This window comes from Streptomyces sp. NPDC006208, assembly GCF_040613775.1.
Classification (GTDB): Bacteria; Actinomycetota; Actinomycetes; order Streptomycetales; family Streptomycetaceae; genus Streptomyces.
This window is the reverse complement of the sequence record NZ_JBEXSW010000008.1, coordinates 16,976-37,275: the sequence shown is the minus strand read 5'-3', so window position 1 is coordinate 37,275 and position 20,300 is coordinate 16,976. Positions and strand designations below refer to the sequence as shown.

Genomic DNA, 20,300 nt, shown 5'->3' with positions numbered 1-20,300 from the left:
GTGTGCATGACAGCAGCGTGGCGGCGTGGCGGCGCGGTCCGCAACGGAGATTCGCGCAGCGCCCGCACACGGGCGCGGCGACACCGTCCTTGCCCTGTGGCAACCGGCGCAGCGCCACAGGGCTGACCGGACCTCGGTACGGCCGCCCGGCTGCTGAACGAGCCGATGACGGCAGTGACCGGAAGGCTGTCGGCAGCGACCAACCAGCGGCGGGATCACCGAGCGGCCGATGCGACCGCACTGTGCCCGCGACGAGCGACGAGCGACGACGCCGGCGCGGGCCTCGGCGTGGCGTGCAGGCGGCGCGCGGCGCAGGGGGTCAGAGGCTGACGCCGACCGTCACCGGCTCGTTGACCAGGGTCACCCCGAACGCCTTCCGCACCCCGGCGACGACCTCGCGGGCCAGCGCCAGCAGGTCTTCTGTGGTGGCTTCCCCTCGGTTGGTGAGGGCGAGCGTGTGCTTGGTGGAGATACGCGCCGGGCCTGAGCCGTAGCCCTTGGTGAAGCCGGCCTTGTCGATCAGCCAGGCGGCGGACGTCTTGGTGTGGCCGTCGCCCGCGGGGTACGCGGGCGGCGCGATGCCGTCGCCGAGACGCTCGCGTACGCGCCCGAGGAAGGCCTCGTACTCGGCAGCGGTGAGTATCGGGTTGGTGAAGAAGGACCCGGCGGACCAGGTGTCGTGGTCCTGGGGGTCGAGCACCATGCCCTTGCCCGCGCGGAGCTTCAGCACCGTCTCGCGTGCCTGGGCGGCCGGGACGCGGTCGCCGACCTCGACGCCGAGGGCGCGTGCCGTCTCGGCGTACTTCACAGGGGCGGACAGACCGTCCGCGTCCTCCAGGGCGAAGCGGACGCGAAGGACGACGAAGCGCTCCGGGTGCTGTTTGAAACGGCTGTGGCGATAGGAGAACGCACACTCGGCGCCCGAGAGGGTGACCTTCTCCCCCGTCGAGCGGTCGTAGGCGACCACCTCGGTGATGGTGCTGGAGACCTCCTGGCCGTACGCACCCACGTTCTGGATCGGGGTCGCGCCGGCCGAGCCGGGGATGCCCGCCAGGCACTCGACGCCCGCGAGCCCCGCCTCGACGGTGCGGGCGACCGCGTCCGTCCAGGTCTCCCCGGCGGCCAGTTCGAGATGTGTCCCGTCCAGTGCGAAGCCGCGGGTCGCGATGCGCAGGGCGGTGCCGTCGAAGCCCTTGTCACCGATGACCAGGTTGCTGCCGCCGCCGATGATCAGCAGCGGAGTACCGGCGTCGTCCGCCTCGCGCACGGCGGCGATCACCTCGTCGTCGGTGGTGGCCGTGACGAGGCGCGTCGCCGGTCCGCCGAGCCGGAAGGTGGTCAGGGGGGCGAGGGGGGCGTCGTGGAGTTCCTGCACGGGGACAAGGGTACGGTCCGCGGCCCGCCGCTCGGACGGGGCCACGGACCGCAGGCGTACGGCCCGGCTCGGCGGCCTCAGGCGGCGACCCGCTCGCGCTCGCCCGTGGCCAAGCCGCTGTCGACCACGGTGTCCGGACCGGCGGGCGCCTTGCGGCGTCCAGGGATCAGCAGCGCGGTCAGGGCGGCGAGGGCCACGGCCCCGGCGCCGATCCAGATGGCCGGCACGGTGCCGTCGGTGAACGCGTCGGCCGACTCGTAACCGCCCTGCACGGCGAAGACCGCTCCGAGCACGGCGATGCCGAGAGCGCCGCCGACCTCGCGCAACGCGTTGTTCGCGCCGGAGGCTATGCCCTGCTCGGCGGGCCGGACGCTGGACATGACCACGCTGGCCGCGGGGGCGAAGTAGAGGGCCATGCCGATGCCGCTGAGGATCAGGGCCGGGAGCTGTGTCGCGTACGACACACCCGGTTCGAGGACCAGGGCGAACAGCCCGAGGCCGACCGCCTGGAGCGCGAGGCCCGTGGCGACGACCGGGCGGCCGCCGATCCGGTCGGAGAGATGGCCGGCGATGGGCGCGACGATCAGCGGCATTCCGGTCCAGGGGAGCATCCGCAGGCCCGCCTCGGTGGGCGAGTAGCCGGCCACACTCTGGAGGAACTGGCTGAGCAGGAAGATCGAGCCGAACATGCCGAGGAACATCAGCAGGCTCGCCACATTGATCCCGAAGAATGCGCGGTTGCGGAAGAGCCGCATGGGCAGCATCGGGTTCTTGGCCCGTGTCTGATGCAGGACGAAGGCGATGAGCAGCAGCCCGCCGAGGATCAGACCGCCCAGGACCGGTGCGCTCGTCCAGCCGTCCGCCTGGCCGTTGACCAGCGCGTACACGACGCCGAACAGGCCGGCGCTGACGAGCAGGGTGCCGGGGACGTCGAGTCGGGCGTTCGGTGCGTACGACTCCTTCAGTCGCAGCCGGGCCAGCGGCAGCAGAACGAGGCCGATCGGGACGTTCAGCCAGAAGATCCACTGCCAGGAGATGTGCTCGGTGAGGCTGCCGCCGATGAGCGGGCCGCTGGCCACGGCGATGCCGCCGACGGCGCTGAATATGCCGAGGGCCGCACCGCGGCGGGCGGGCGGAACGGCCGCGGTGAGCAGGGTCAGGGTGAGCGGCATCATGATCGCGGCGCCGACGCCCTGGACGGCGCGGGCGGCGATGAGCCCGTCGATGCCGGGTGCCAGGGCGGCTGCCGCGGAGGCCCCGGTGAAGATCGTCAGACCGACCATGAAGAGCCTGCGCCGCCCGAACCGGTCACCGAGTGCCGCACCCAGCATCAGCAGAACCGCGAAGGTGAGCGTGTACGCGCTCACCGTCCACTCCAGCTCTTCGAGCGCCCCGCCCAGGTCCTTGCGGATGGAGGGCAGGGCGGTGGTGACGACGAGATTGTCGAGAGCCGCCATGAAACCGGCGACGCTGGTGATGACCAGGGCCCAGACCGCTGCGCCGGGCCGGTGGGCTGTCTGCTGATTCGGCTGATCCATTGCTCCCCCAGAGGATACGGACGTGAGGTTAGTTATTGATGACTAACTTTGATGCTCAGAAGAATGCCCCGCGAGGGGGCGGTGCGACCTACCCCCCGGAGGCCTCCGAGGCCTCCGAGTCCTGCGAGGCCTGAGGACCCTTCGCGACCTTGAGCTCCGACATGTCGAGCCCGGACCAGACCCGGTGATCCTCGGGGAATCCCAGCGCCACCAGCACATTGACGAGCATGCCGCAGCCGAGGAAGCCGGCCGTCTCCTTGCCGTCCCCGGCGAAGGCGATGTTCGCCTGGTCCCAGATCCGGGCCCAGCCGGCCCTGATCCGCTCACCGAACTCGTGATCGCCCGCCGCCTCGGCGGACGCCACGGCGACATACATCTGCATCTGCATCAGAAGCTTGTCGCGATCGTCGATGAGCGTCATGTACGCGGCGGCCATCGCCTCCAGCGGCGAGCTGTCCGGGCGGACCTCCAGCGCGTCGGCAAAGGCCGCGGGAGTCTCCTCCAGGCAGCGCATCGCCGCCGCCAGGAACAGCTCCCGCTTGTTCTTGAAGAGCCGGAAGAGATACGGCTGCGAGACACCGACGCGTTTGGCGATCGCCTCGGTGGACGTGCCGTTGTAGCCACCGCGCGCGAACTCGGTGATCGCGGCACGGATGACACTCTCGCGTCGCTCCTCTGCACTCATCCTGGCCATGGAGACCAAGTTAGTGGTCAATCACTAATCGAGCAAGGACGATCCGTCGGACAGCCCACATCGGAGCGCACGTAAGGGGCGTCCCTCCCTTGGGAGAGCGCCCCTTACCCGTAGGCCCGCTGACAACGTGGCCCGCGTCCGGGCCTGTCAGGCGAGCTGGACCACGGCGCGGGACATGCCCAGCACCTTCTGCCCGGCGCTCATCGCCGTCAGGTCGACACGGACCCGGTTGTCGTCCAGCTTGGCCGCGACCTTGCCGCTGACCTCGATCAGCGCACCCTCGTCGTCGTTCGGCACGACCACGGGCTTGGTGAAGCGCACGCCGTACTCCACGACCGCACCGGGGTCGCCGGCCCAGTCGGTGACCACACGCGCCGCCTCGGCCATCGTGAACATGCCGTGCGCGATCACATCCGGAAGTCCGACCTCGACGGCGAACTTCTCGTTCCAGTGGATCGGGTTGAAGTCGCCCGACGCACCCGCGTACCGCACCAGCGTGGCGCGGGTCACGGGAAAGCTCTGCGCCGGCAGCTCGGTGCCGACCTCGACTTCCGCGTAAGAGATCTTCGCTGCCATCACGCCTCCTCGGCGGCGCGCGCCACCAGCTTCGTCCAGGCCGTCACCACGAGTTCGCCGGACTCGTCGTGCACCTCGCCGCGGATGTCGAGGATGTCGTTGCCCGCAAGGGACTTGATGGACTCGATGGTCGAGGTGACCGACAGCCGGTCCCCCGCCCGTACCGGACGCGCGTAAGCGAACTTCTGGTCGCCGTGCACCACCCGGCTGTAGTCCAGCCCCAACTGCGGATCCTGAACAACCTGCTCGGCAGCCTTGAAAGTGATCGTGAAGGCGAAAGTGGGCGGCGCGATCACATCACAGTGGCCGAGCTCCTTGGCAGCATCGGGATCGCTGTACGCGGGATTTGTGTCGCCCACGGCCTCGGCGAACTCACGGATCTTTTCCCGGCCCACCTCATAGGGCGCGGTGGGCGGATAGGTCCGCCCCACGAACGACTGGTCGAGCGCCATGGACTGGCTCCCTCCTGATGACTTGACCACAAACCAAACGACACGAGGCCGCCCCCAGTGGGGACGGCCTCGTATACGAGCCTGAAATCAGCGCGTTTCGCGGTGCGCCGTGTGCGAGTTGCAGCGCGGGCAGTGCTTCTTCATCTCAAGACGGTCCGGGTTGTTACGCCGGTTCTTCTTGGTGATGTAGTTCCGCTCCTTGCACTCCACGCAGGCCAGCGTGATCTTCGGGCGGACGTCTGTGGCAGCCACGTGAGTGCTCCTTGGACGGACGGATGGACGGATGAACGCATAAAGAGTAGCCGACCGGAGGACCGACCCCACAATCGGCTACTGTGTGTAGCGGTGACCGGACTTGAACCGGTGACACAGCGATTATGAGCCGCTTGCTCTACCGACTGAGCTACACCGCTGCGATGCCGGATCCCCTCGCCCGAAGGCGAGGATCACCAACATCAGAGCCCCAATACGGAATCGAACCGTAGACCTTCTCCTTACCATGGAGACGCTCTACCGACTGAGCTATTGGGGCGAGCGATGAAGACATTACACGGTCGGCCGCCGATCGCCCAAATCCGTTTTCCGGCCCCCGGGCCGCCGCCCCGTACGGGGCACTCGCCACCCCCCGTCGCTCCGCCGTCACCACACCGCCGCAGGCGCGTTGACCCCGTATCTCCGGCAACGCCCCGTCCGCCCCGTACGCCCACGTGACCACACCGGTACGACTATTGCGCTCCTCCTCGAAGCGCACTCCGCGCGCCCCTAGGCTCGACTCACGCTGCGTGATCCTTTCCGGCCCTCACGCCGTCCGAGCGCCGCGCGAGCGGCACACGAGCCCCCGCCCCACTCAGGAGCGCGATGCCCGACAGCCAGCCGCAGCCCCCCGACGGCGCGACCGCGGACACCACAGCGCTGCTGCTCTGCGGCGCCCGGCTGGCAGACGGCCGAACCGTCGACGTACGGCTCGGCAGCGGGCGCATCGAGGCGGTCGGTACGGCAGGCAGCCTCCCCCCGCACTCCTCCCGCCTGGACCTCACGGGATTCCTGCTGCTCCCCGCCCCCGCCGAACCGCATGCCCACAGCGACACGGCACTCACCGCGGACACCGCGGGTCCCGTCTCGTACGCCATCGAGGACGTCCAGCGCCGCGCCACCGAGGCCGCGCTGCTGCAGCTCGGACACGGCGCGACCGCCCTGCGCTCGCACGTGCGCATCGGGGACGTGCAGGGTCTCGACTCCCTGGAGGCGGTGCTCCAGGCACGGCGTTCGCTGCGGGGGCTCGCCGATCTGACCGCTGTCGCCGTGCCCCGGCTGCTGACCGGCATCGCCGGGGCCGACGCGCTGGCGATGCTTCGGGACGCGGTGAAGATGGGTGCCGGCGTGGTCGGCGGCTGCCCGGACGCCGACCCGGATCCGACCGGTTACGTCGAAGCCGTCCTGGAGGTCGCTGCGGAGCACGGCTGCCCCGTCGATCTGCACACGAACGGCGACGATCCGGCCCGTGTCGCACGGCTGGCCGCGATGGCCGGCGGGCTGCGGCCAGGGGTGACGATCGGCCCGTGCGCGGGCCTCGCCCGGCTGCCGCGCGAGGTGGCCTCCCGGGCCGCCGACCAGCTCGCCGCGGCAGGGGTCACGGTCGTCTCGCTGCCTCAGGGCGGCTGCGCGGGCGTGGAACAGCGCGGCAACGCGCCGGTCAGGCTGCTGCGTGCCGCGGGCGTACGCGTCGCGGCGGGCAGCGGTGCCCTACGGGACATCACCAACCCGGTGGGCCGCGGAGACCCGCTGGAGGCCGCGTACCTGCTCTCCTCGCAGAGCGGGATGCGGCCGCCCGACGCGTACGGGGTGGTGGCCGGCGGAGCCCGGGAGGTGATGGGGCTGCCGGAGGTGCGGGTCGAGGCGGGATTCCCCGCGGAGCTGCTCGCGGTGCGCGGGGAGCGGATCGGGAGCGTGCTCTCACTCGCGTACAGCCGGATCGTCATCCACCGGGGGCGGGTGGTGGCGCGTACCAGCGCGGTGCGCGAGTACTGCGACTCGGCGGCGGCCGTCGCGCTCGAACTGCCGCGGCAGGGACGGCCGGACTTCGGGCCCTGAGCAACGCCCCCGGACGCGGTCCCGCGGCGAGGTGTCGCGGCGCCGTGTCCGACAGTGGTGTACGGCAGTGGCGGGAACGGTGTCAGAGCACGGTGTCCGGGCACGGCGCGGCCCCTGAGCGCGGCATGCGGTTCGGACGTACCGTCGTATGCATGCGCATTGTCATCGCTGGAGGACACGGACAGATCGCGCGCCGTCTCGAGCGGCTGCTCTCGGCGGGCGGACACGAGGCCGTGGGCATCATCCGAAGCCCGGACCAGGGCGACGATCTGCGGGAGGCGGGCGCCGAACCCGTCTACATGGACATGGAGTCGGCATCGGTGGAGCAGGTCGCCGCGGTACTGCAGGGCGCGGGCGCGGCGGTCTTCGCGGCGGGCGCGGGCCCGGGCAGCGGTGCGGAACGCAAGGACACGGTGGACCGGGGCGCCGCGGTGCTCTTCGCCGACGCGGCGGAACGGGCGGGCGTACGGCGCCACATCGTGGTGTCGGCCATGGGTGCCGACGCCGGTCACGAGGGCGACGAGGTGTTCGACGCCTATCTGCGCGCCAAAGGCGCCGCGGACGACTACGTGCGCTCCCGCACGAACCTCGACTGGACGATTCTGCGCCCGGGCAGGCTCATCGACGACGCGGGCACCGGACTCGTACGACTGGCGGCGTCCACGGGCCCCGGAACCGTGCCGCGTGACGATGTCGCTGCCGTGCTGGCGGAGATGGTGGAGTCGCCGGGCGCCGTGGGGCTGACACTGGAACTGATCAGCGGCTCGGTCCCGGTCGTGGTCGCCGTGAAGGACGTCGCCGGCAACTGAACCGGCCTCCTTCTCCGGCCAGTTGCCGTGCCGTCGCCCACGTATCTGCAGCTCTTCCACCGCCCCCGCTCCTCCACCGTTGTGACCGATGAATTCCCGGCGGCCGTACGGTCCTTGATGTCATGAGGGATGCCATGCAGGAGATCCAGCCCGCGATCGTCGAACGCGGGGAACAGCTGTACGCCTACGTCCGCGGCTCCGTGCGGATGGACGCCTTCGCCACGATCGCCGACCGGCTCCCCGAGCTGGTCGGCTGGCTCACCACGCGCGGGGCGGAGTTCGCAGGACCCCCGTTCTTCCGCTACAACACCATCGACATGGAAGGGGAGTCGGTGATCGAGGCGGGCGTACCCGTCGTCTCGGCACCGGAACCCGAGGGAGACATCGGTATCGCGGTGCTGCCCGCCGGGCGCTATGTGACGGTCCTGCACATCGGCCACCCGGACCAGCTGTTCGACGTGATCAGCGCGATGCACGTCTGGGTGGAACGCAAGGGCCTGGAATGGGACATGACCGTCGTCGACGGGGTCGAGCACTGGGCCGGACGGATCGAGTCGTATCTGACCGACCCGCGGGAGGAGCCGGACATGTCGAAGTGGGAGATGGAGCTGGCGTTCCGGCTGGCGGACTAGGGTCCGAGACCGCTGGGTTTTCCACACCTGACCGGCACCCGAGCCGCTCAGGTGCGGAAGATCCGCTCGAGATGGGCGGACAGTCCGGGACCGGCCGCAGGGGTGATGCGGGCACCCAGGTAGCCGTCGGGGCGGATCAGGAACGCCGTCGGACCCTCGGCACGGTAACCGCGCCGGAACTCGCCCCGACTGTCACACAGGACCGGCAGTTGCACGCGGTCGGCATCCACATCGGCCGCACGTACGGCACACGCGTCCACCTGGCCATGGCCCAGGTTCCTGGCCGTCGCGGCAAGTTCGTCGAACTCGGCCACCGGCCCGTCCGTGTCCGCGTAGAGCAGCAGCAGATGGCCGCGTTCGCGGAGCACGTCGTACAGCCGCATGGGGAAGGTGGCGATGGTGCCGGTGAGGCCACCACAGTCGGGCGCGCGGTCGCCGGCGTCGGGGCCGCCCAGCCCGGGGGTGCCCGGTCCCACAATGGGGCTGTCGCGGTAGGCGACGAGGAGTTGGGCCTCACGCATCATGATCGTCTCGGGGTCGTCCGGGTCGGCCTGGATGCCCTCGGTCGCGTGCCGGACGGTGCGGCCGACGACTTCCTCGCCGACGGGCCGCCGTTCGGCGTCGTAGCTGCCGAGCAGTCGGGGGTGCGCGGTGCCCGCCAGGGCGAGAGCGAGCTTCCAGGCCAGGTTGTAGGCGTCCTGGATGCCGGTGTTCATGCCCTGCGCGCCGGTCGGTGGGTGGATGTGCGCGGCGTCTCCGGCGACGAAGACCCGCCCGTCGGCGTAGCGGTCCACGATTCGGTGGCTGATGCGGAAGACGGACGACCAGCGCATGGCCGAAGCGGTGGTCGGCTGCGGGGAGAGCCGGTCGAGAACCGCCTGGATGTGCTCGATTCCGGGTTTGCGGCTGCCTTCCAGTCCATGGGCGACATCGTCCCGCTCGCCCTGCCCTCGCCCGGCGGAGAGCTCGGGCGGGACGAGCATGGACATGCGGTAGCGGGAGCGGCCGGGCAGCGGAATGCACACGAGCAGGTCGTCGACGGTGCCGTCGCTCCGGTGCATGGCGCGTACGCCGTAGCCCTGCGGCAGGTCCCAGTCCACCTCGACGTCCGCGAGCATGTACTCGTCCGGGAAGGCGCCGCCTCCGAAGGTGAGCCCGAGCGTCTTGCGCACGATGCTGTGCGCTCCGTCGGAGCCGATGAGGAAGCGGGACCGGAGCTCCTGCTCACCGCCAGCGGACGTGGTGAGCCGGCTCGTGACCCCCTCGCCGTCCTGGGCGAACGACACCAGTTCGGTGCCGCGTTCGATCCGGGTGCCGAAGAGGGCGAGGTGCTCCTCGATGACGCGCTCGGTCTCGTACTGGGGCAGGGCGGCGAAGCCGTAGGGGACGTCGGGCGGAAGCTTGAGGTCGATACGCGCCTGCTGGGCGCCGTTGACGTACAGCAACTGCCCGCGCATCGGCACGGCGGCCTCGAGGGCGGTGCGCACCATGCCCATCCGGTCCCAGATCTCCAGGGTCCTGGGCTGGACTCCCACGGCCTTCGCGTACGGCATCCGGGCGGGGAGCCTGTCGATGATGCGGCAGTCGACGCCGCGCCGCCTCAGTTCCGCGGCCGCGGTCAGCCCGACCGGGCCGGCGCCCACGATCAGTACATCGGTGTGCACCACCGGCAGCTCCAGCAGGATCCTCTCGCGTGCCGCGCCTTGCCTCCATGGTCGCCCGGTGGGGTGTTCCCGGCGACTCGGTCGACCGTGCTTCACTGCGCAGCTCGCCAACCGGGCTCCAGACGGTCCAGCAAGGTACTGAAGGCCGCGTCCGCCCGGTCCCAGTCACCGTCGGCCAGCGTCGCGTGGAGCAGTCCGAGGGCGGCGCCGACCAGAAGGGTGGCCTCGGTGCGGGCCGCTTCGTGCGGCACGCCCATGCCGACGAAGACGGAGGTGAGCAGGTCCGTCCACTCGGTGAGCACGTCGTGCATGACCGGGCCGTACCGGCGGGGGTTCAGCAGGCTGGCGGTCATGACCTCGAAGGTGACGGGGAGCATGACGCGGCGGTCCGGAGCAGTGAACTGCTGCCACAGCCTCTCCATGAAGCGCCGCAGACCCGCGGCGTCCTCAGGTGCGCCGGAACTGTCAAGCACTTCACGGAAGCGCAGCAGAGGACGCCGCTCGTCCACGGCCAGCGCCTCGGTGACCAGTCGTTCCTTGCTGCCGAAGTAGTAGAGGAGCATGCGGTCGCTGGTGCCCAGCGACCGCGCAAGCGGGCGCAAGGAGAGGTCCACCAACCCGTTGCGGGCCACATACTCGCGGACCTGGTGCAGCAGATCTGCACGCTTGTCCAGGTCAGCCGAGCGCGCCATGAGAACTCCCGGTTCCGCCCACAGGCAGATCATGCCCGATTACGCACGTTTGGTCACCCCTTTACTGTAGCACCCGCTACATGTATATTTAGGTATGTAGCACCCGCTACATGAATGCCGGGTCCAGCGGCGCACCCGGCCCGATCACGGACGGATCCTTGTCACCCCGAGGGGACGGACGCCGCACGGAAGGGATTGATCAGCATGGCCGCCCAGGACGACGGCCTCAGGAAGGCATGCCGTTCGCTGCGCCGGCAGCGGACCCGTGTCCCTGGATCCGCGCTCGCGCAGGGGCAGGGCGCCCACGACCCCTCGATGTCCTGGCTCGCCCGGCATCTGACTCTCTGGTCACGAACCCTCGGGCCCCTGCGGCCGCTGAGCGCGCCCGCCCTCTGCGCCCGGTACCGGCACGAGTCCTGGAACGTGGCTCGTGAACTGGCCTCGGTCGGCCGTGCGCGACGGGTGGTGACCGCCCGACTGGGCGACTGGGGCATGACCGACCTGGCCGACACTGCCGAGCTCCTGGTCAGCGAGCTGGTCACCAACGCCCTGCGCCATACGCGCGGCCCCGTGCGACTCAATCTCCGCGTGCGCGGATTCCATCTCCGCTGCGAAGTGGAGGATGCCGACTCGGCCGGCCCGGCACGCCGCATCGCCGACGCCGAGGCGGAGGGCGGGCGTGGCATAGAACTTGTCGACATGCTGGCCGAGCACTGGGGAAGCACCGACACAGGCACGGGCAAGGCCATGTGGTTCGAACTGCCGATCCCTGGCCCCGGGCACACGGACGCGCTCGCTGCCCATCCCCCGGCCCGCCCGGCGCTGTGACCCGCCCACGTCCTCTCCGCCGACCGCCGCACGTCGTGGTGTGCTCAGACGTCGACACATGGCCCTGTCCTTCGCCGGACGATGTCCGCCTGCCGGGGTGCCGGGTCGCGTACCGGCACCCCGACTCACCGGGCGGCCTCAGCTCGTTCCGAGCAGATCTGCCGCCCTCTCTCCGATGACGATGGCGGGGGCGTTGGTGTGGCCGCGGATGATCGTCGGCATGACCGACGCGTCCGCGACCCGCAGGCCTTCCACCCCCCGTACCCGGAGCTGCGGGTCCACGACGGCGGCGTCGTCGCGGCCCATCCGTGCCGTTCCGACAGGGTGGTAGAGGGTGTGGGAATGATCGGCCAGTGCGAGCGCGACACGCCGGTCACGGGACAGGAGCTCGGCCCCGGAGGGCATGAGGAAGCGGCCCGATGACAGTCCGCGGGCCGTGAGCCGGCCGATGATCTGTTCGCAGACGTCGAGCCCCGCCAGCAGGGCCGCACGGTCGGTCCCGTCCGGGTCCGTGAGATAGCGGGGATCGATGACCGGCTTGTCGAGGGGGTCCGGCGAGGCGAGGGTGATCGATCCGGTGCTCTGGGGCCGGAGCAGGATCGCGCCCACCGTCACACCGTGTCCGGACGGCTTGACGAGACCCTCGCCGATGAAGGGCACCGGGGCGAAGATGATTTCTATGTCGGGGAGTTCGAGCTCCGGCCGGCTGCGGACGAATCCGTACGCCTCGCCGACGTTCGACGTCAGCATCCCTCGGCGGCGGGCGAGGTAGTTCAGGAGCTCGAGGGGACGCTCGGCGGCGAACAGGGTCCGGTCCGAGGCGTCGACGGTGAGGCCGCTGATGAGGTGGTCGGTGAGGTTGGCGCCGACCTGCGGGGCGTCCACGAGGACGTCGATTCCCCTGTCACGCAGGTGGGTGGCGTCTCCGATGCCGGAGAGCATGAGCAGTTGGGGGGTGTTGACCGCGCCTCCGCAGAGGACGACCTCGCGGCGCGCCAGCACCCTGCGCGTGACACCCCCGGTGCGGTACTCGACGCCCACTGCCCGGCGCCCCTCGAAAAGCACACGGGTGGCCTGCGCGTCCGTGATGACGTGCAGGTTCGAGCGGCGACGGGCGGGCTTGAGGTAACCGTCCGCGGTACTGAACCGCGCGCCGCGCCGCTGGCTGACCATGGTCTGCGAAAACCCGGTGGGCGTCGCGGTGTTGGCAGGCTCGACTGCATGACCGAGATCCCTGACGGCGTCGAGGAAGGCGGCCGTGTGCGGGTTCGGGTCGCGCTGCGGCTCGATGCTCATCGTGCCGGAGCGTCCGTGGTCCGGGTCGGTGGCCCCCGCGATTCTTTCCGTGCGGCGGAAGTAGGGAAGAAGTCCCTTCCATGACCAGTCGGAGCCGCAGAGGTCGCCCCACTCGTCGTAGTCGGCGGCGAACCCGCGCACCCACATCATGGCGTTGATCGAGGAGGAGCCGCCGAGCATACGGCCCCTGGGCCAGTAGACGGGGCGCCCGGAGAGTTCGGTCTGCGGGACCGTCGTGTAGTCCCAGTCGAGCTCGGTCTTGAAGAGCTGGGAGAAGGCGGCGGGGATGTGGACCGCCGCCTTCTTGTCCGGGCCGCCCGCCTCCAGGAGGGCGACCGAGGCCGTGCCCTTCTCGGTCAGCCGGCCGGCGAGCGCGGCGCCGGCCGAGCCGGCTCCGACAACGACGTAGTCGACGCTGTCGGACGAGGTGCTCATCGGGCCCCCTCGATCGCGCCGGCGTCCGCGGTACCGGCGTCCCGCAGCTCGCGCTTGAGGATCTTCCCGGTGGCGTTGGTGGGCAGGGTCTTGAGGAACTCGACCAGGCGCGGGTACTTGTAGCCCGCCATCTCGTCCTTGCACCAGGCGATCAGCTCGTCCTCGGCGAGAGCGGCTCCCGGGGCGAGGACCACGCAGGCCTTGATCTCCTCACCGTGGCGCTCGTGCGGCACCCCGATGACGGCGGCCATGCTCACGGCAGGATGGGTGAGCAGCACCTCCTCGATCTCCCGCGGGTACACGTTGAAACCACCGCGGATGATCATGTCCTTGGCCCGGTCGACGATGTAGAACCAGCCGTCGGCGTCCCGGCGGGCCAGGTCGCCGGTGCGGAACCAGCCGTTGCGGATCACCTCGGCCGTCGCCTCGGGCCGCCGGTAGTAGCCCTTCATCACGTTGTGCCCGCGGATGACGATCTCGCCGATCGCGTCGGCACCCTGGACCGGTGTCCAGTCCTTGGCGACCAGGTCCACCTCCACGCCCCAGACCGGACGTCCGATGGAGCCCGGCCGCACCTCCTCGCCACGCGGCGAGAAGGTGGCCACCGGGCTGGTCTCCGAGAGGCCGTACCCCTCCAGAATCGTGACGCCGAACCGCTCGGCGAACCGGCGGTGGATCTCGACCGGGAGTGCCGAGGCCCCCGAGCAGGCAATCCGCAGGTTCTTGGCGATCTGCGGCAGGTCCACATCGGGCGCGTCCGCTTCGAGCAGGGCCCAGTACATGGTGGGGACGCCCGCGAAGAGGGTGACGGCATGGCGTTGCATCAGGGTCAGGGCCGATCGGGCGTCGAAGCGCGGCAGCAGCACCAGTGTTGCTCTTGAGGCGAGGCCGGCGTTCATCTGGACGATCTGGCCGAAGGAGTGGAACAGCGGCAGGGTGATCAGATGCACGTCGTGCTCGATCTCGCCGAGCAGCTTGTGGCAGGTCAGCACGTTGAGCGTCACATTGGAGTGGGTGAGCTCGGCGCCCTTGGGCCGGCCGGTGGTGCCGGAGGTGTAGAGGATGACAGCGGTGTCGCCGGCCTCGGTGGTGACCGTCTCGAAGTCGGCGCTCCGGCCGGCCAGTGCCGCCGTCAGGGTCTCGGCGCCCGTGATCGGGGAGTCCTCGGTGGGGGCGGCGGTCATCAGGAAGAAGTTCTCGCAGCCGGGCGTCTCGCCGAAGCCGGACCAGCCCTCCTGCCCGAGCGGGAGCTCGGCGCTGCCCTCGAAGCAGAAGTAGGCCTTGGCCTCCGAGTCGGCCAGGTGGTAGGCGATCTCCCGGCCCTTGAGCAGAACGTTGAGCGGGACGACCACCGCGCCGGCCTTGAGGATGCCGTAGTAGACGATCGGGAACCAGGGGAGGTTCGGGCAGGACACCGCGACCTTGTCGCCGGACTCGATGCCGCGCGAGCGGAGCAGGCCGGCGACGCGGCACGCGGCGGCGTCCAGCTCCGCGTAGGTCAGCTCCTGGTCGCCCAGGACGACCGCGACGCGGTCGGGCACGGCACGGGCACTGGTCTCCAGCATGACGGCGAGGTTGAGCATGGGATCTCCGTAGGTGTGTCGGTGGGAGCCACGGATCGCAGGGTGTGGCCGCCGGAGCGCAGCCGTGGAACGGCAGCATCACGGCTGTGCGGTGGGCGGTCTGGGGAGTTTCGGTGCGCAGCGGTGCGTCCGCGCGTGTGCCTCGCGCGGACGGGGTTCAGCCTCGCAGCGCGGAGGCGAAGAGGGCCGGCAGTTTCGTCAGACTCGGTGCGGCGGTGAAACGGGTGACGCGTTCCACCGTGGTCAGTGCGGTGCGGTTGGTGACGAAGTACGGCGGGCGGGGGGACAGTGACGGGTCGCCGGTGACCAGGCCGCGCGGGGCGGGCGTGAACGGCGCGCGCAGCACGGTCTTCTCGATGTCCTTGAGCATGAAGGCGTTGTGCACGAAGCCGATGCCGCTGCCGATGTCCTGGCGGGTGTGCCCGGGGTAGGCGCCCCAGGGCGTGAAGCCGAGCAGGAAGCCGACTGCCGACCAGCAGTTGACGCCCAGGGTGCCGTAGCGCAGATCGGCGATGGCGGTCCGCACCGCGTCGCGGTGGGTCTTCTCGGTCCTGGGGTGGACGATCAGGGTGGCGCCCAGGGTGCCGGGGAGGGTGTTGTTCGCGAAGTCGACGGCGTGGCGCAGGAATTCGGCCGGAGCCTGTCCGGGCAGGCGTACGACGCCCAGCACACTGCCGAAGACCTCTTCGGTGACGAGAACGTCGTCGTGGTCGGTGATGTCGGGGACGAGCAGCCGGCAGCCGTCCCCGTGGGCCTCCGCCTCCGGGTGGGCCGCGAGGACGGATGCGAGGCGCCCGGCGGCGCCCGGGTAGTAGTCGGTGCGCGGAGGCAGTTCGCGCAGCACCCGCCGGATCTCGTCCAGCAGCCGCTCGGTGCCGTCCCAGTCGCGGGGCAGCACCAGGATCTGGCTGGCGATGCAGTTGTGGCCGGAGTTGTTCATCTTGCTGGTGACGATGTGTTCGGCCTGGAAGCGGAAGTCGGCGTCGCTCCACGGCCCCGGCGCCACGATGCACGGGCTGACGCCGCCCAGCTCGCTGCTGAAGGGCTTGTCCAGGAGCGGCCGGTCGTCGCGGCGGCGCTGCTCGGCGTCCTCGTCGGTGCCCCAGACGATGGCGTCGTGGGTGCGGTCGCTGCCGGTGACATGAATGGCGTCCACGTCCGCGTGGCCGGCGAGATGACCGCCCTCGGCCGCACCGCCGTCGACGAAGCGCACCCAGCCGCGTTCGACGAACTCGTCGAAGATGTACTCGAAGTGGGGGCGCAGATAGGCGTTGACCGGATTCATCTTGGCGATGACGACCTGGCCCTCGGCGAAGAGCTTGTGCAGGATGTCCAGCGCGGTGATGGCGGCGACGTTGCCGGCGCCGAGCACCAGCGCGACGGCCGGACGCCCCGGCCGGCCCCGGTATTCGCCCGCGGCACGGCTGCGTGCCTGCTCCGCGGAGATGCCGGGGCGCATCCACACCTGTGCCGTGAAGCCGTTGAGGAGGAGTCTGTCCCAGCCGGTGGCGGGGAAGACGTCGACCCAGGTGCGGCCTGACTCCTCGTGGACGGCCTTGGCGTCGACCGGTTCCTTGCCCGCGGCAATGCGCCGCAGGACGTGCAGATACGCCGCGGCGTTCTGCGCCAGGGCCCACGGACCGCCGATCCAGTCCTCGGCGGCCCACGGGGACTCGGGCGCGTAGCCCTTCGCGCGGGCGCCGGCTGCGGCCAGCTCGGGAGCTCTGGAGACCACGCGGGGCAGCAGCCGCTCCAAAAGGGCGATGCGCTCGGTGGGCGGGGTGGCGGACCAGGACTCGGCCTTGCGGCGAACTTCGGTCACGGTCCGGTCGAGGAAGGAGGTGTCGAGGGCGCTGGTGTTCACGTCATCCCTTTGCGGAAGGTCGGGTGTCGGGCGGGCGGGGTCGTGCTCCGCACTGTGCGGAGAGCACGACCCGGGGCCCGGAAGGACCGGACGAGGGCGCATCGTCACGCGGACAGCAGGCGCGCGTCGCGGGCCGGGTCGATCAGGGTGAGGGCGGCGATCCCGCCGAGCAGGAGCAGCCCACCGGTGATCAGGACCGCGTGCTGGTAGCCCCCGTTTCCATGGGTGTCCACGAAGCGCCCTATCAACGTCGGGGCGATCAGACCGGCGGTGGTCACCACGGCGTTCATGATGCCCAGGGCGCCGCCGCGGCGATCGGCCGGGACCAGTTCCATGACGGTGGTGACAGCGATGTTGGCCATCACTCCGGCGAGCCCGAATCCGGCGACCAGGAGCACGGCGGTCGCGGCACCGGCCGGTGCCGACGGCAGGGCCAGGCACGCCGCGGCGCCGATGAGCAGACAGATGCCGCCGATCCCGCCGCGGGCCCACCGGCTGGCGATCCCGCGACGCAGCAGCCATCCGGTCAGGCCCGCCTGCCCGAGCACCACGACGCCGCTCAGACCCCAGAACAGCATCAGCAGCTGGGTGGACGCGGCCGAGGAGTAGCCCAGCCCGTCCTGGAGGTAGGAGGGGAGCCAGACCAGGGCGAAGGCGATGACCCAGTAGGTGCCGAAGTAGGCGGTCGTGACACCGATCCAGGTGCGGGTCGCGAGGATCCGGCGGTAGGGCGTCTTGCGCTGGGCCGGGCCCGTCCCGGTTCCGGCCCCCGCCTCGTTGTCCGTACCGTCGCCGGAGCCGGTGTCCGGCGTGGCCGCGTACGGTCCCTCGCCGCCGAGCGGGATCCACAGCAGTGCCCACACCACACCGGCAAGGGCCACCACGGCGACGGCCGAGCGCCAGCCGTGGTGGTGGATCACCCAGGTCAGTACGGGGGCGGCGACCAGGACTCCCAGGGTGATCCCCAGGACGATCAGCGCCCCGGGCAGGTTGCGTCGGTGGTTGGGGAACCAGGACAGGGTGGCCTGCTGCGCGACGGGGAAGGCGGGCCCCTCGGCGGCGCCGAGGAGAACACGTGAGGCGATGAGCACCGCGAGTCCTCCGCCCACGGCCAGCGGGGCCTGGGCGACGGACCACAGAAGGGCCATGGCCAGCAGCAGCCATTTGGGCCGTATGCGGTCGGCGAGCAGCCCCACCGTGGCACCGCAGATCGAGAACAGCAGGAAGAACGCGCTGCTGGCGAGTCCGAAGGCGGACGCGGACAGGCCGAGGTCCTCACGGATCTGATCGGCCGCAAGACCGAGCACGGACTTGTCGGCGAAATTGATCATCATGAAGACGACGAGCAGCGCGGTGACGATCCACGCGCGGCGCCTCGATCCGCTCGTGGGCTTCGGGAGGCCGGCGGGCACAGCGGGTGCGACATCGGTGTCGGTCACAGGGACTCCGCGGAGACTGGATGGGGAGGGGAAGGGCCGGTTCAGGAGAGCGGGACGCCGGCGATCGCGATGCGCTCCATGACACGGCGCTGCGGGAAGTAGTCGCTGATCGCGTAGTGCTGGGTGGCGATGTTGTCCCAGATCGCGACGGATCCCGGCTGCCAGCGGAAGCGCACCTGGTACTCGGGGACACGGGCCTGGAGGACGAGCTCGTCGAGCAGTTCACGGCCTTCGGGGTCCGACAGGCCGACGATCCGGGTGGTGAAGGGCTCGTTGACGTAGAGCAGCTTGCGACCGGTGCGCGGGTGGCGGACGACCACGGGGTGCTCGACGGCCGGCAGGTTCTCACGGTGCGCGGCGATCTGGCTCTCGGTCATCATCGAGCCCCAGCTCGGCACCCAGTCGTGCACCGCGGTGAGGTTCTCGATGCGGGACTTCATCGACTCGGAGAGGTTGTCGTACGCGGCCGACATGTCCGCCCACATGGTGTCGCCGCCCGCGGACGGGACCTCGACGGCACGCAGTACGGAGCCGAGAGCCGGCGCGGCCATGAACGAGTGGTCGCTGTGCCAGATGTTCTCGGTGCCGATGGCCATGGCGTCCTTGGCCAGACGGGAGACGCCGGCGGTCTCGGCCTTGGGGAAGAAGGGGTTGGACTCCGGCACGCCCCACAGGCCGGCGAACGCGAGCTGGGACTGCGGGTCGAAGGCGTGCTGATCGCGGAAGAAGAGCACCTTCCACTCCAGCAGGGCCTGCCTGATCTCGTCCGCGAGGTCCTCGCCGATCGGGAGCGAGAGGTCGACGCCTTCGACCTCGGCGCCGATGTGCGGGGTGAGCGGGCAGATGTCCAGGAGCCGGTAGTCGGGCTGGTTCATGCCCGGCGCGATGCGCTCGAGCGTGCGCTTCCCGTAGTGCATCAGGGGCTTGTCGAGCGTGGGGGCGGGGGTGGTGACGACGCTGTCCATGGGTCCTCCACAACGGGGGCCGGAAAATCGTTACCGGAAGTATCGTTATTGAGGTGTGGCAGGGCAAGGGCCTGACAGCATGAATTTTGGAGCCGGAAATCCGCGGCCGGAGCCGTCAGGAAGCCGAACCGACAGCGCGGGCGACGAGGTCCACCAGTGTGTCCACCAGCGCGGCGTCGGGCAGCTCCTGCTCGACGATCAACCGGAAGAGCAGCGGTGCGGCCACCAGGGTCGCCGCGCCCCGGACATCGGTGTCCGGCCGCACCTCACCACGGGCGATCGCGCGCTCGAGGATGCGCCTGGTCTCGCTCGTGATCCGCTCGGTGTACTCCGCGTACTGGCCCCGCTTCGCACCCGTCTCGGCCGCCGCTCCGATCAGGCCGGCGATCAGCCGGTCCGATCCCGGCAGCCGATACGCCTCCATACGAGAGGTGAGTACGAAACGGATCTCCGCGCGGAAGTCGCCCAGGTCAGGCACCGACAGCACGCCGATTCGGGTCTCGGCAGCAGCGATGATCAGGTCCTGCTTGGTGGGCCATCGCCGGTAGATGGCGGGCTTGCTCACCCCGGCCCGTGCGGCGACGGCGTCCATCGTGACGGCCCCGATCCCCTGTTCGGTGACCATGTCGACGACCGCGTTCAGCACCGCCCCGGTGACCCGCTCCTCCCGCGGCCGCCCCGGCCCCCGCTCCGCCCCGCGCGGCTGTGTACCCACCATGCGGCAGAGCCTACGGTCTGTCGCCGGACCACATCGGAACGGGGTGCGCGCGGCGACACCGCCGCTCACCGCTTCCCCAGGGCGCGGCACCGCCGGCCGGCGCCTGGCAGGCCTTGAAAGCTCGGGTTCGGTCATCATGCAGGCCTGGGCCCAGGGCGACCACGTGGACGTTCGCCGGCCCGACCGTCCCATGGGAAGGCCCGGCAGGGGCCTTCTCCACACCCGCTGCCCGGACCGTGCCTCCCGTACGGCCTCTCGGAGTGCTGCGGCGTCGCGTCACGGCGGTGACTCGGCCCACACCAGCGGGCCGCCACCCTGCCAATCGATCAGATCGGACCGGGCCACATCATCGGCGTCGAGTCCCACCATCCCCGCTCGGCGCAGGAACTCCGCCACGTCCGCGAGGTTGTGCGCCAGTCCGAGGATCTCGCCGTTCACGCGCACCTGGCGGCCGCCCATCGGCGATGGCGGGTAAATGATCACGGGCAATCCAGCCATGAGACCAGCCTCCGTCAGATCGTCGGTCACAGCAGCCCGAGCTCGGTCCGGCCGTCAGTGAGAGCCGGGTGAGCGGCGGCCCGCGTCCGAGTGCGCGGTGGGGCAGCCTCACCCACCGGTCGGGCCCACTCGCACTCGCCCGCCATGCGCC

At 70.5% G+C, this 20,300-nt stretch carries 19 protein-coding genes and 2 tRNA genes; 4 read left to right on the top strand and 17 right to left on the bottom strand.

All coding sequences use genetic code 11. The features are described 5' to 3' along the window. Nucleotides 1–319: 319 nt before the first annotated feature. From ABZ208_RS08185 to ABZ208_RS08150, 8 genes are all read right to left on the bottom strand, one after another. Nucleotides 320–1,375 carry a UDP-N-acetylmuramate dehydrogenase gene (locus ABZ208_RS08185; protein WP_356908728.1) on the bottom strand — a complete coding sequence of 352 codons (1,056 nt, stop codon included), beginning with the start codon at nt 1,373–1,375 and terminating at the stop codon, nt 320–322. 77 nt (nt 1,376–1,452) lie between these two features. Continuing rightward, nucleotides 1,453–2,913, bottom strand: a complete 1,461-nt coding sequence (locus ABZ208_RS08180; protein WP_356908727.1) for a DHA2 family efflux MFS transporter permease subunit — start codon at nt 2,911–2,913, stop codon at nt 1,453–1,455. A gap of 88 nt (nt 2,914–3,001) precedes the next feature. Beyond that, nucleotides 3,002–3,607, bottom strand: coding sequence for a helix-turn-helix domain-containing protein (locus tag ABZ208_RS08175; RefSeq protein ID WP_356908726.1), 606 nt, complete (start codon nt 3,605–3,607; stop codon nt 3,002–3,004). 147 nt (nt 3,608–3,754) lie between these two features. Continuing rightward, nucleotides 3,755–4,183 carry a MaoC family dehydratase gene (locus ABZ208_RS08170; protein WP_356908725.1) on the bottom strand — a complete coding sequence of 143 codons (429 nt, stop codon included), beginning with the start codon at nt 4,181–4,183 and terminating at the stop codon, nt 3,755–3,757. After that, a complete protein-coding gene (locus ABZ208_RS08165) occupies nt 4,183–4,635 on the bottom strand; it encodes a MaoC family dehydratase N-terminal domain-containing protein (protein WP_356908724.1) in 453 nt (150 codons plus the stop codon). Before ABZ208_RS08165 ends, ABZ208_RS08170 begins: the two co-directional genes overlap by 1 nt. Nucleotides 4,636–4,722: 87 nt before the next feature. Beyond that, on the bottom strand, nt 4,723–4,887 hold the full coding sequence (gene rpmG, locus ABZ208_RS08160) for a 50S ribosomal protein L33 (RefSeq protein WP_003956487.1): 165 nt from the start codon (nt 4,885–4,887) through the stop codon (nt 4,723–4,725). An 88-nt stretch (nt 4,888–4,975) separates the two neighbouring features. Continuing rightward, nucleotides 4,976–5,048: transfer RNA gene (locus ABZ208_RS08155), tRNA-Met, on the bottom strand. 46 nt (nt 5,049–5,094) lie between these two features. Further along, nucleotides 5,095–5,167, bottom strand: a tRNA-Thr gene (locus ABZ208_RS08150). A 326-nt stretch (nt 5,168–5,493) separates the two neighbouring features. On the opposite strand from ABZ208_RS08150, the gene ABZ208_RS08145 reads away from it, so the two are divergent. From ABZ208_RS08145 to ABZ208_RS08135, 3 genes are all read left to right on the top strand, one after another. Further along, entirely contained in the window at nt 5,494–6,726 is a 1,233-nt protein-coding gene (locus ABZ208_RS08145) for an amidohydrolase family protein (protein ID WP_356908723.1), read from the top strand. Nucleotides 6,727–6,878: 152 nt separating this feature from the next. Beyond that, on the top strand, nt 6,879–7,535 hold the full coding sequence (locus tag ABZ208_RS08140) for an SDR family oxidoreductase (RefSeq protein WP_356908722.1): 657 nt from the start codon (nt 6,879–6,881) through the stop codon (nt 7,533–7,535). 122 nt (nt 7,536–7,657) lie between these two features. Next, entirely contained in the window at nt 7,658–8,167 is a 510-nt protein-coding gene (locus ABZ208_RS08135) for a GyrI-like domain-containing protein (protein ID WP_356908721.1), read from the top strand. A gap of 47 nt (nt 8,168–8,214) precedes the next feature. Here ABZ208_RS08135 and ABZ208_RS08130 read toward each other — a convergent pair whose 3' ends face one another. Together ABZ208_RS08130 and ABZ208_RS08125 are read right to left on the bottom strand one after the other, a co-directional pair. Next, nucleotides 8,215–9,834: an FAD-dependent monooxygenase gene (locus ABZ208_RS08130; RefSeq protein ID WP_356908720.1), complete on the bottom strand. Its 1,620-nt coding sequence runs from the start codon at nt 9,832–9,834 to the stop codon at nt 8,215–8,217. A gap of 89 nt (nt 9,835–9,923) precedes the next feature. Then, the gene (locus ABZ208_RS08125) at nt 9,924–10,523 is read right to left on the bottom strand and encodes a TetR/AcrR family transcriptional regulator (RefSeq protein WP_356908719.1); all 600 of its coding nucleotides are present in this window, start codon (nt 10,521–10,523) and stop codon (nt 9,924–9,926) included. Between the two features lie 315 nt (nt 10,524–10,838). On the opposite strand from ABZ208_RS08125, the gene ABZ208_RS08120 reads away from it, so the two are divergent. Next, complete coding sequence (locus ABZ208_RS08120) at nt 10,839–11,351, top strand: ATP-binding protein (protein WP_356908852.1); 513 nt, start codon at nt 10,839–10,841, stop codon at nt 11,349–11,351. Nucleotides 11,352–11,489: 138 nt separating this feature from the next. Here ABZ208_RS08120 and ABZ208_RS08115 read toward each other — a convergent pair whose 3' ends face one another. The 7 genes from ABZ208_RS08115 to ABZ208_RS08085 all read right to left on the bottom strand — a co-directional run bounded on the left by ABZ208_RS08115 (nt 11,490) and on the right by ABZ208_RS08085 (nt 20,149). Further along, nucleotides 11,490–13,082 carry an FAD-dependent oxidoreductase gene (locus ABZ208_RS08115; RefSeq protein ID WP_356908718.1) on the bottom strand — a complete coding sequence of 531 codons (1,593 nt, stop codon included), beginning with the start codon at nt 13,080–13,082 and terminating at the stop codon, nt 11,490–11,492. Next, complete coding sequence (locus ABZ208_RS08110; protein ID WP_356908717.1) at nt 13,079–14,665, bottom strand: long-chain fatty acid--CoA ligase; 1,587 nt, start codon at nt 14,663–14,665, stop codon at nt 13,079–13,081. The genes ABZ208_RS08115 and ABZ208_RS08110 overlap by 4 nt, the downstream gene beginning before the upstream one ends. A gap of 157 nt (nt 14,666–14,822) precedes the next feature. Further along, entirely contained in the window at nt 14,823–16,529 is a 1,707-nt protein-coding gene (locus ABZ208_RS08105; protein WP_356908716.1) for an aldehyde dehydrogenase family protein, read from the bottom strand. A 104-nt stretch (nt 16,530–16,633) separates the two neighbouring features. Beyond that, nucleotides 16,634–17,968: an MFS transporter gene (locus ABZ208_RS08100; RefSeq protein ID WP_356908715.1), complete on the bottom strand. Its 1,335-nt coding sequence runs from the start codon at nt 17,966–17,968 to the stop codon at nt 16,634–16,636. Between the two features lie 41 nt (nt 17,969–18,009). Further along, entirely contained in the window at nt 18,010–18,933 is a 924-nt protein-coding gene (locus ABZ208_RS08095; protein WP_356908714.1) for a TauD/TfdA family dioxygenase, read from the bottom strand. A 115-nt stretch (nt 18,934–19,048) separates the two neighbouring features. Beyond that, entirely contained in the window at nt 19,049–19,651 is a 603-nt protein-coding gene (locus tag ABZ208_RS08090; protein WP_356908713.1) for a TetR/AcrR family transcriptional regulator, read from the bottom strand. A gap of 276 nt (nt 19,652–19,927) precedes the next feature. Beyond that, nucleotides 19,928–20,149, bottom strand: a complete 222-nt coding sequence (locus ABZ208_RS08085) for a hypothetical protein (protein ID WP_328397671.1) — start codon at nt 20,147–20,149, stop codon at nt 19,928–19,930. Nucleotides 20,150–20,300 lie beyond the last annotated feature (151 nt).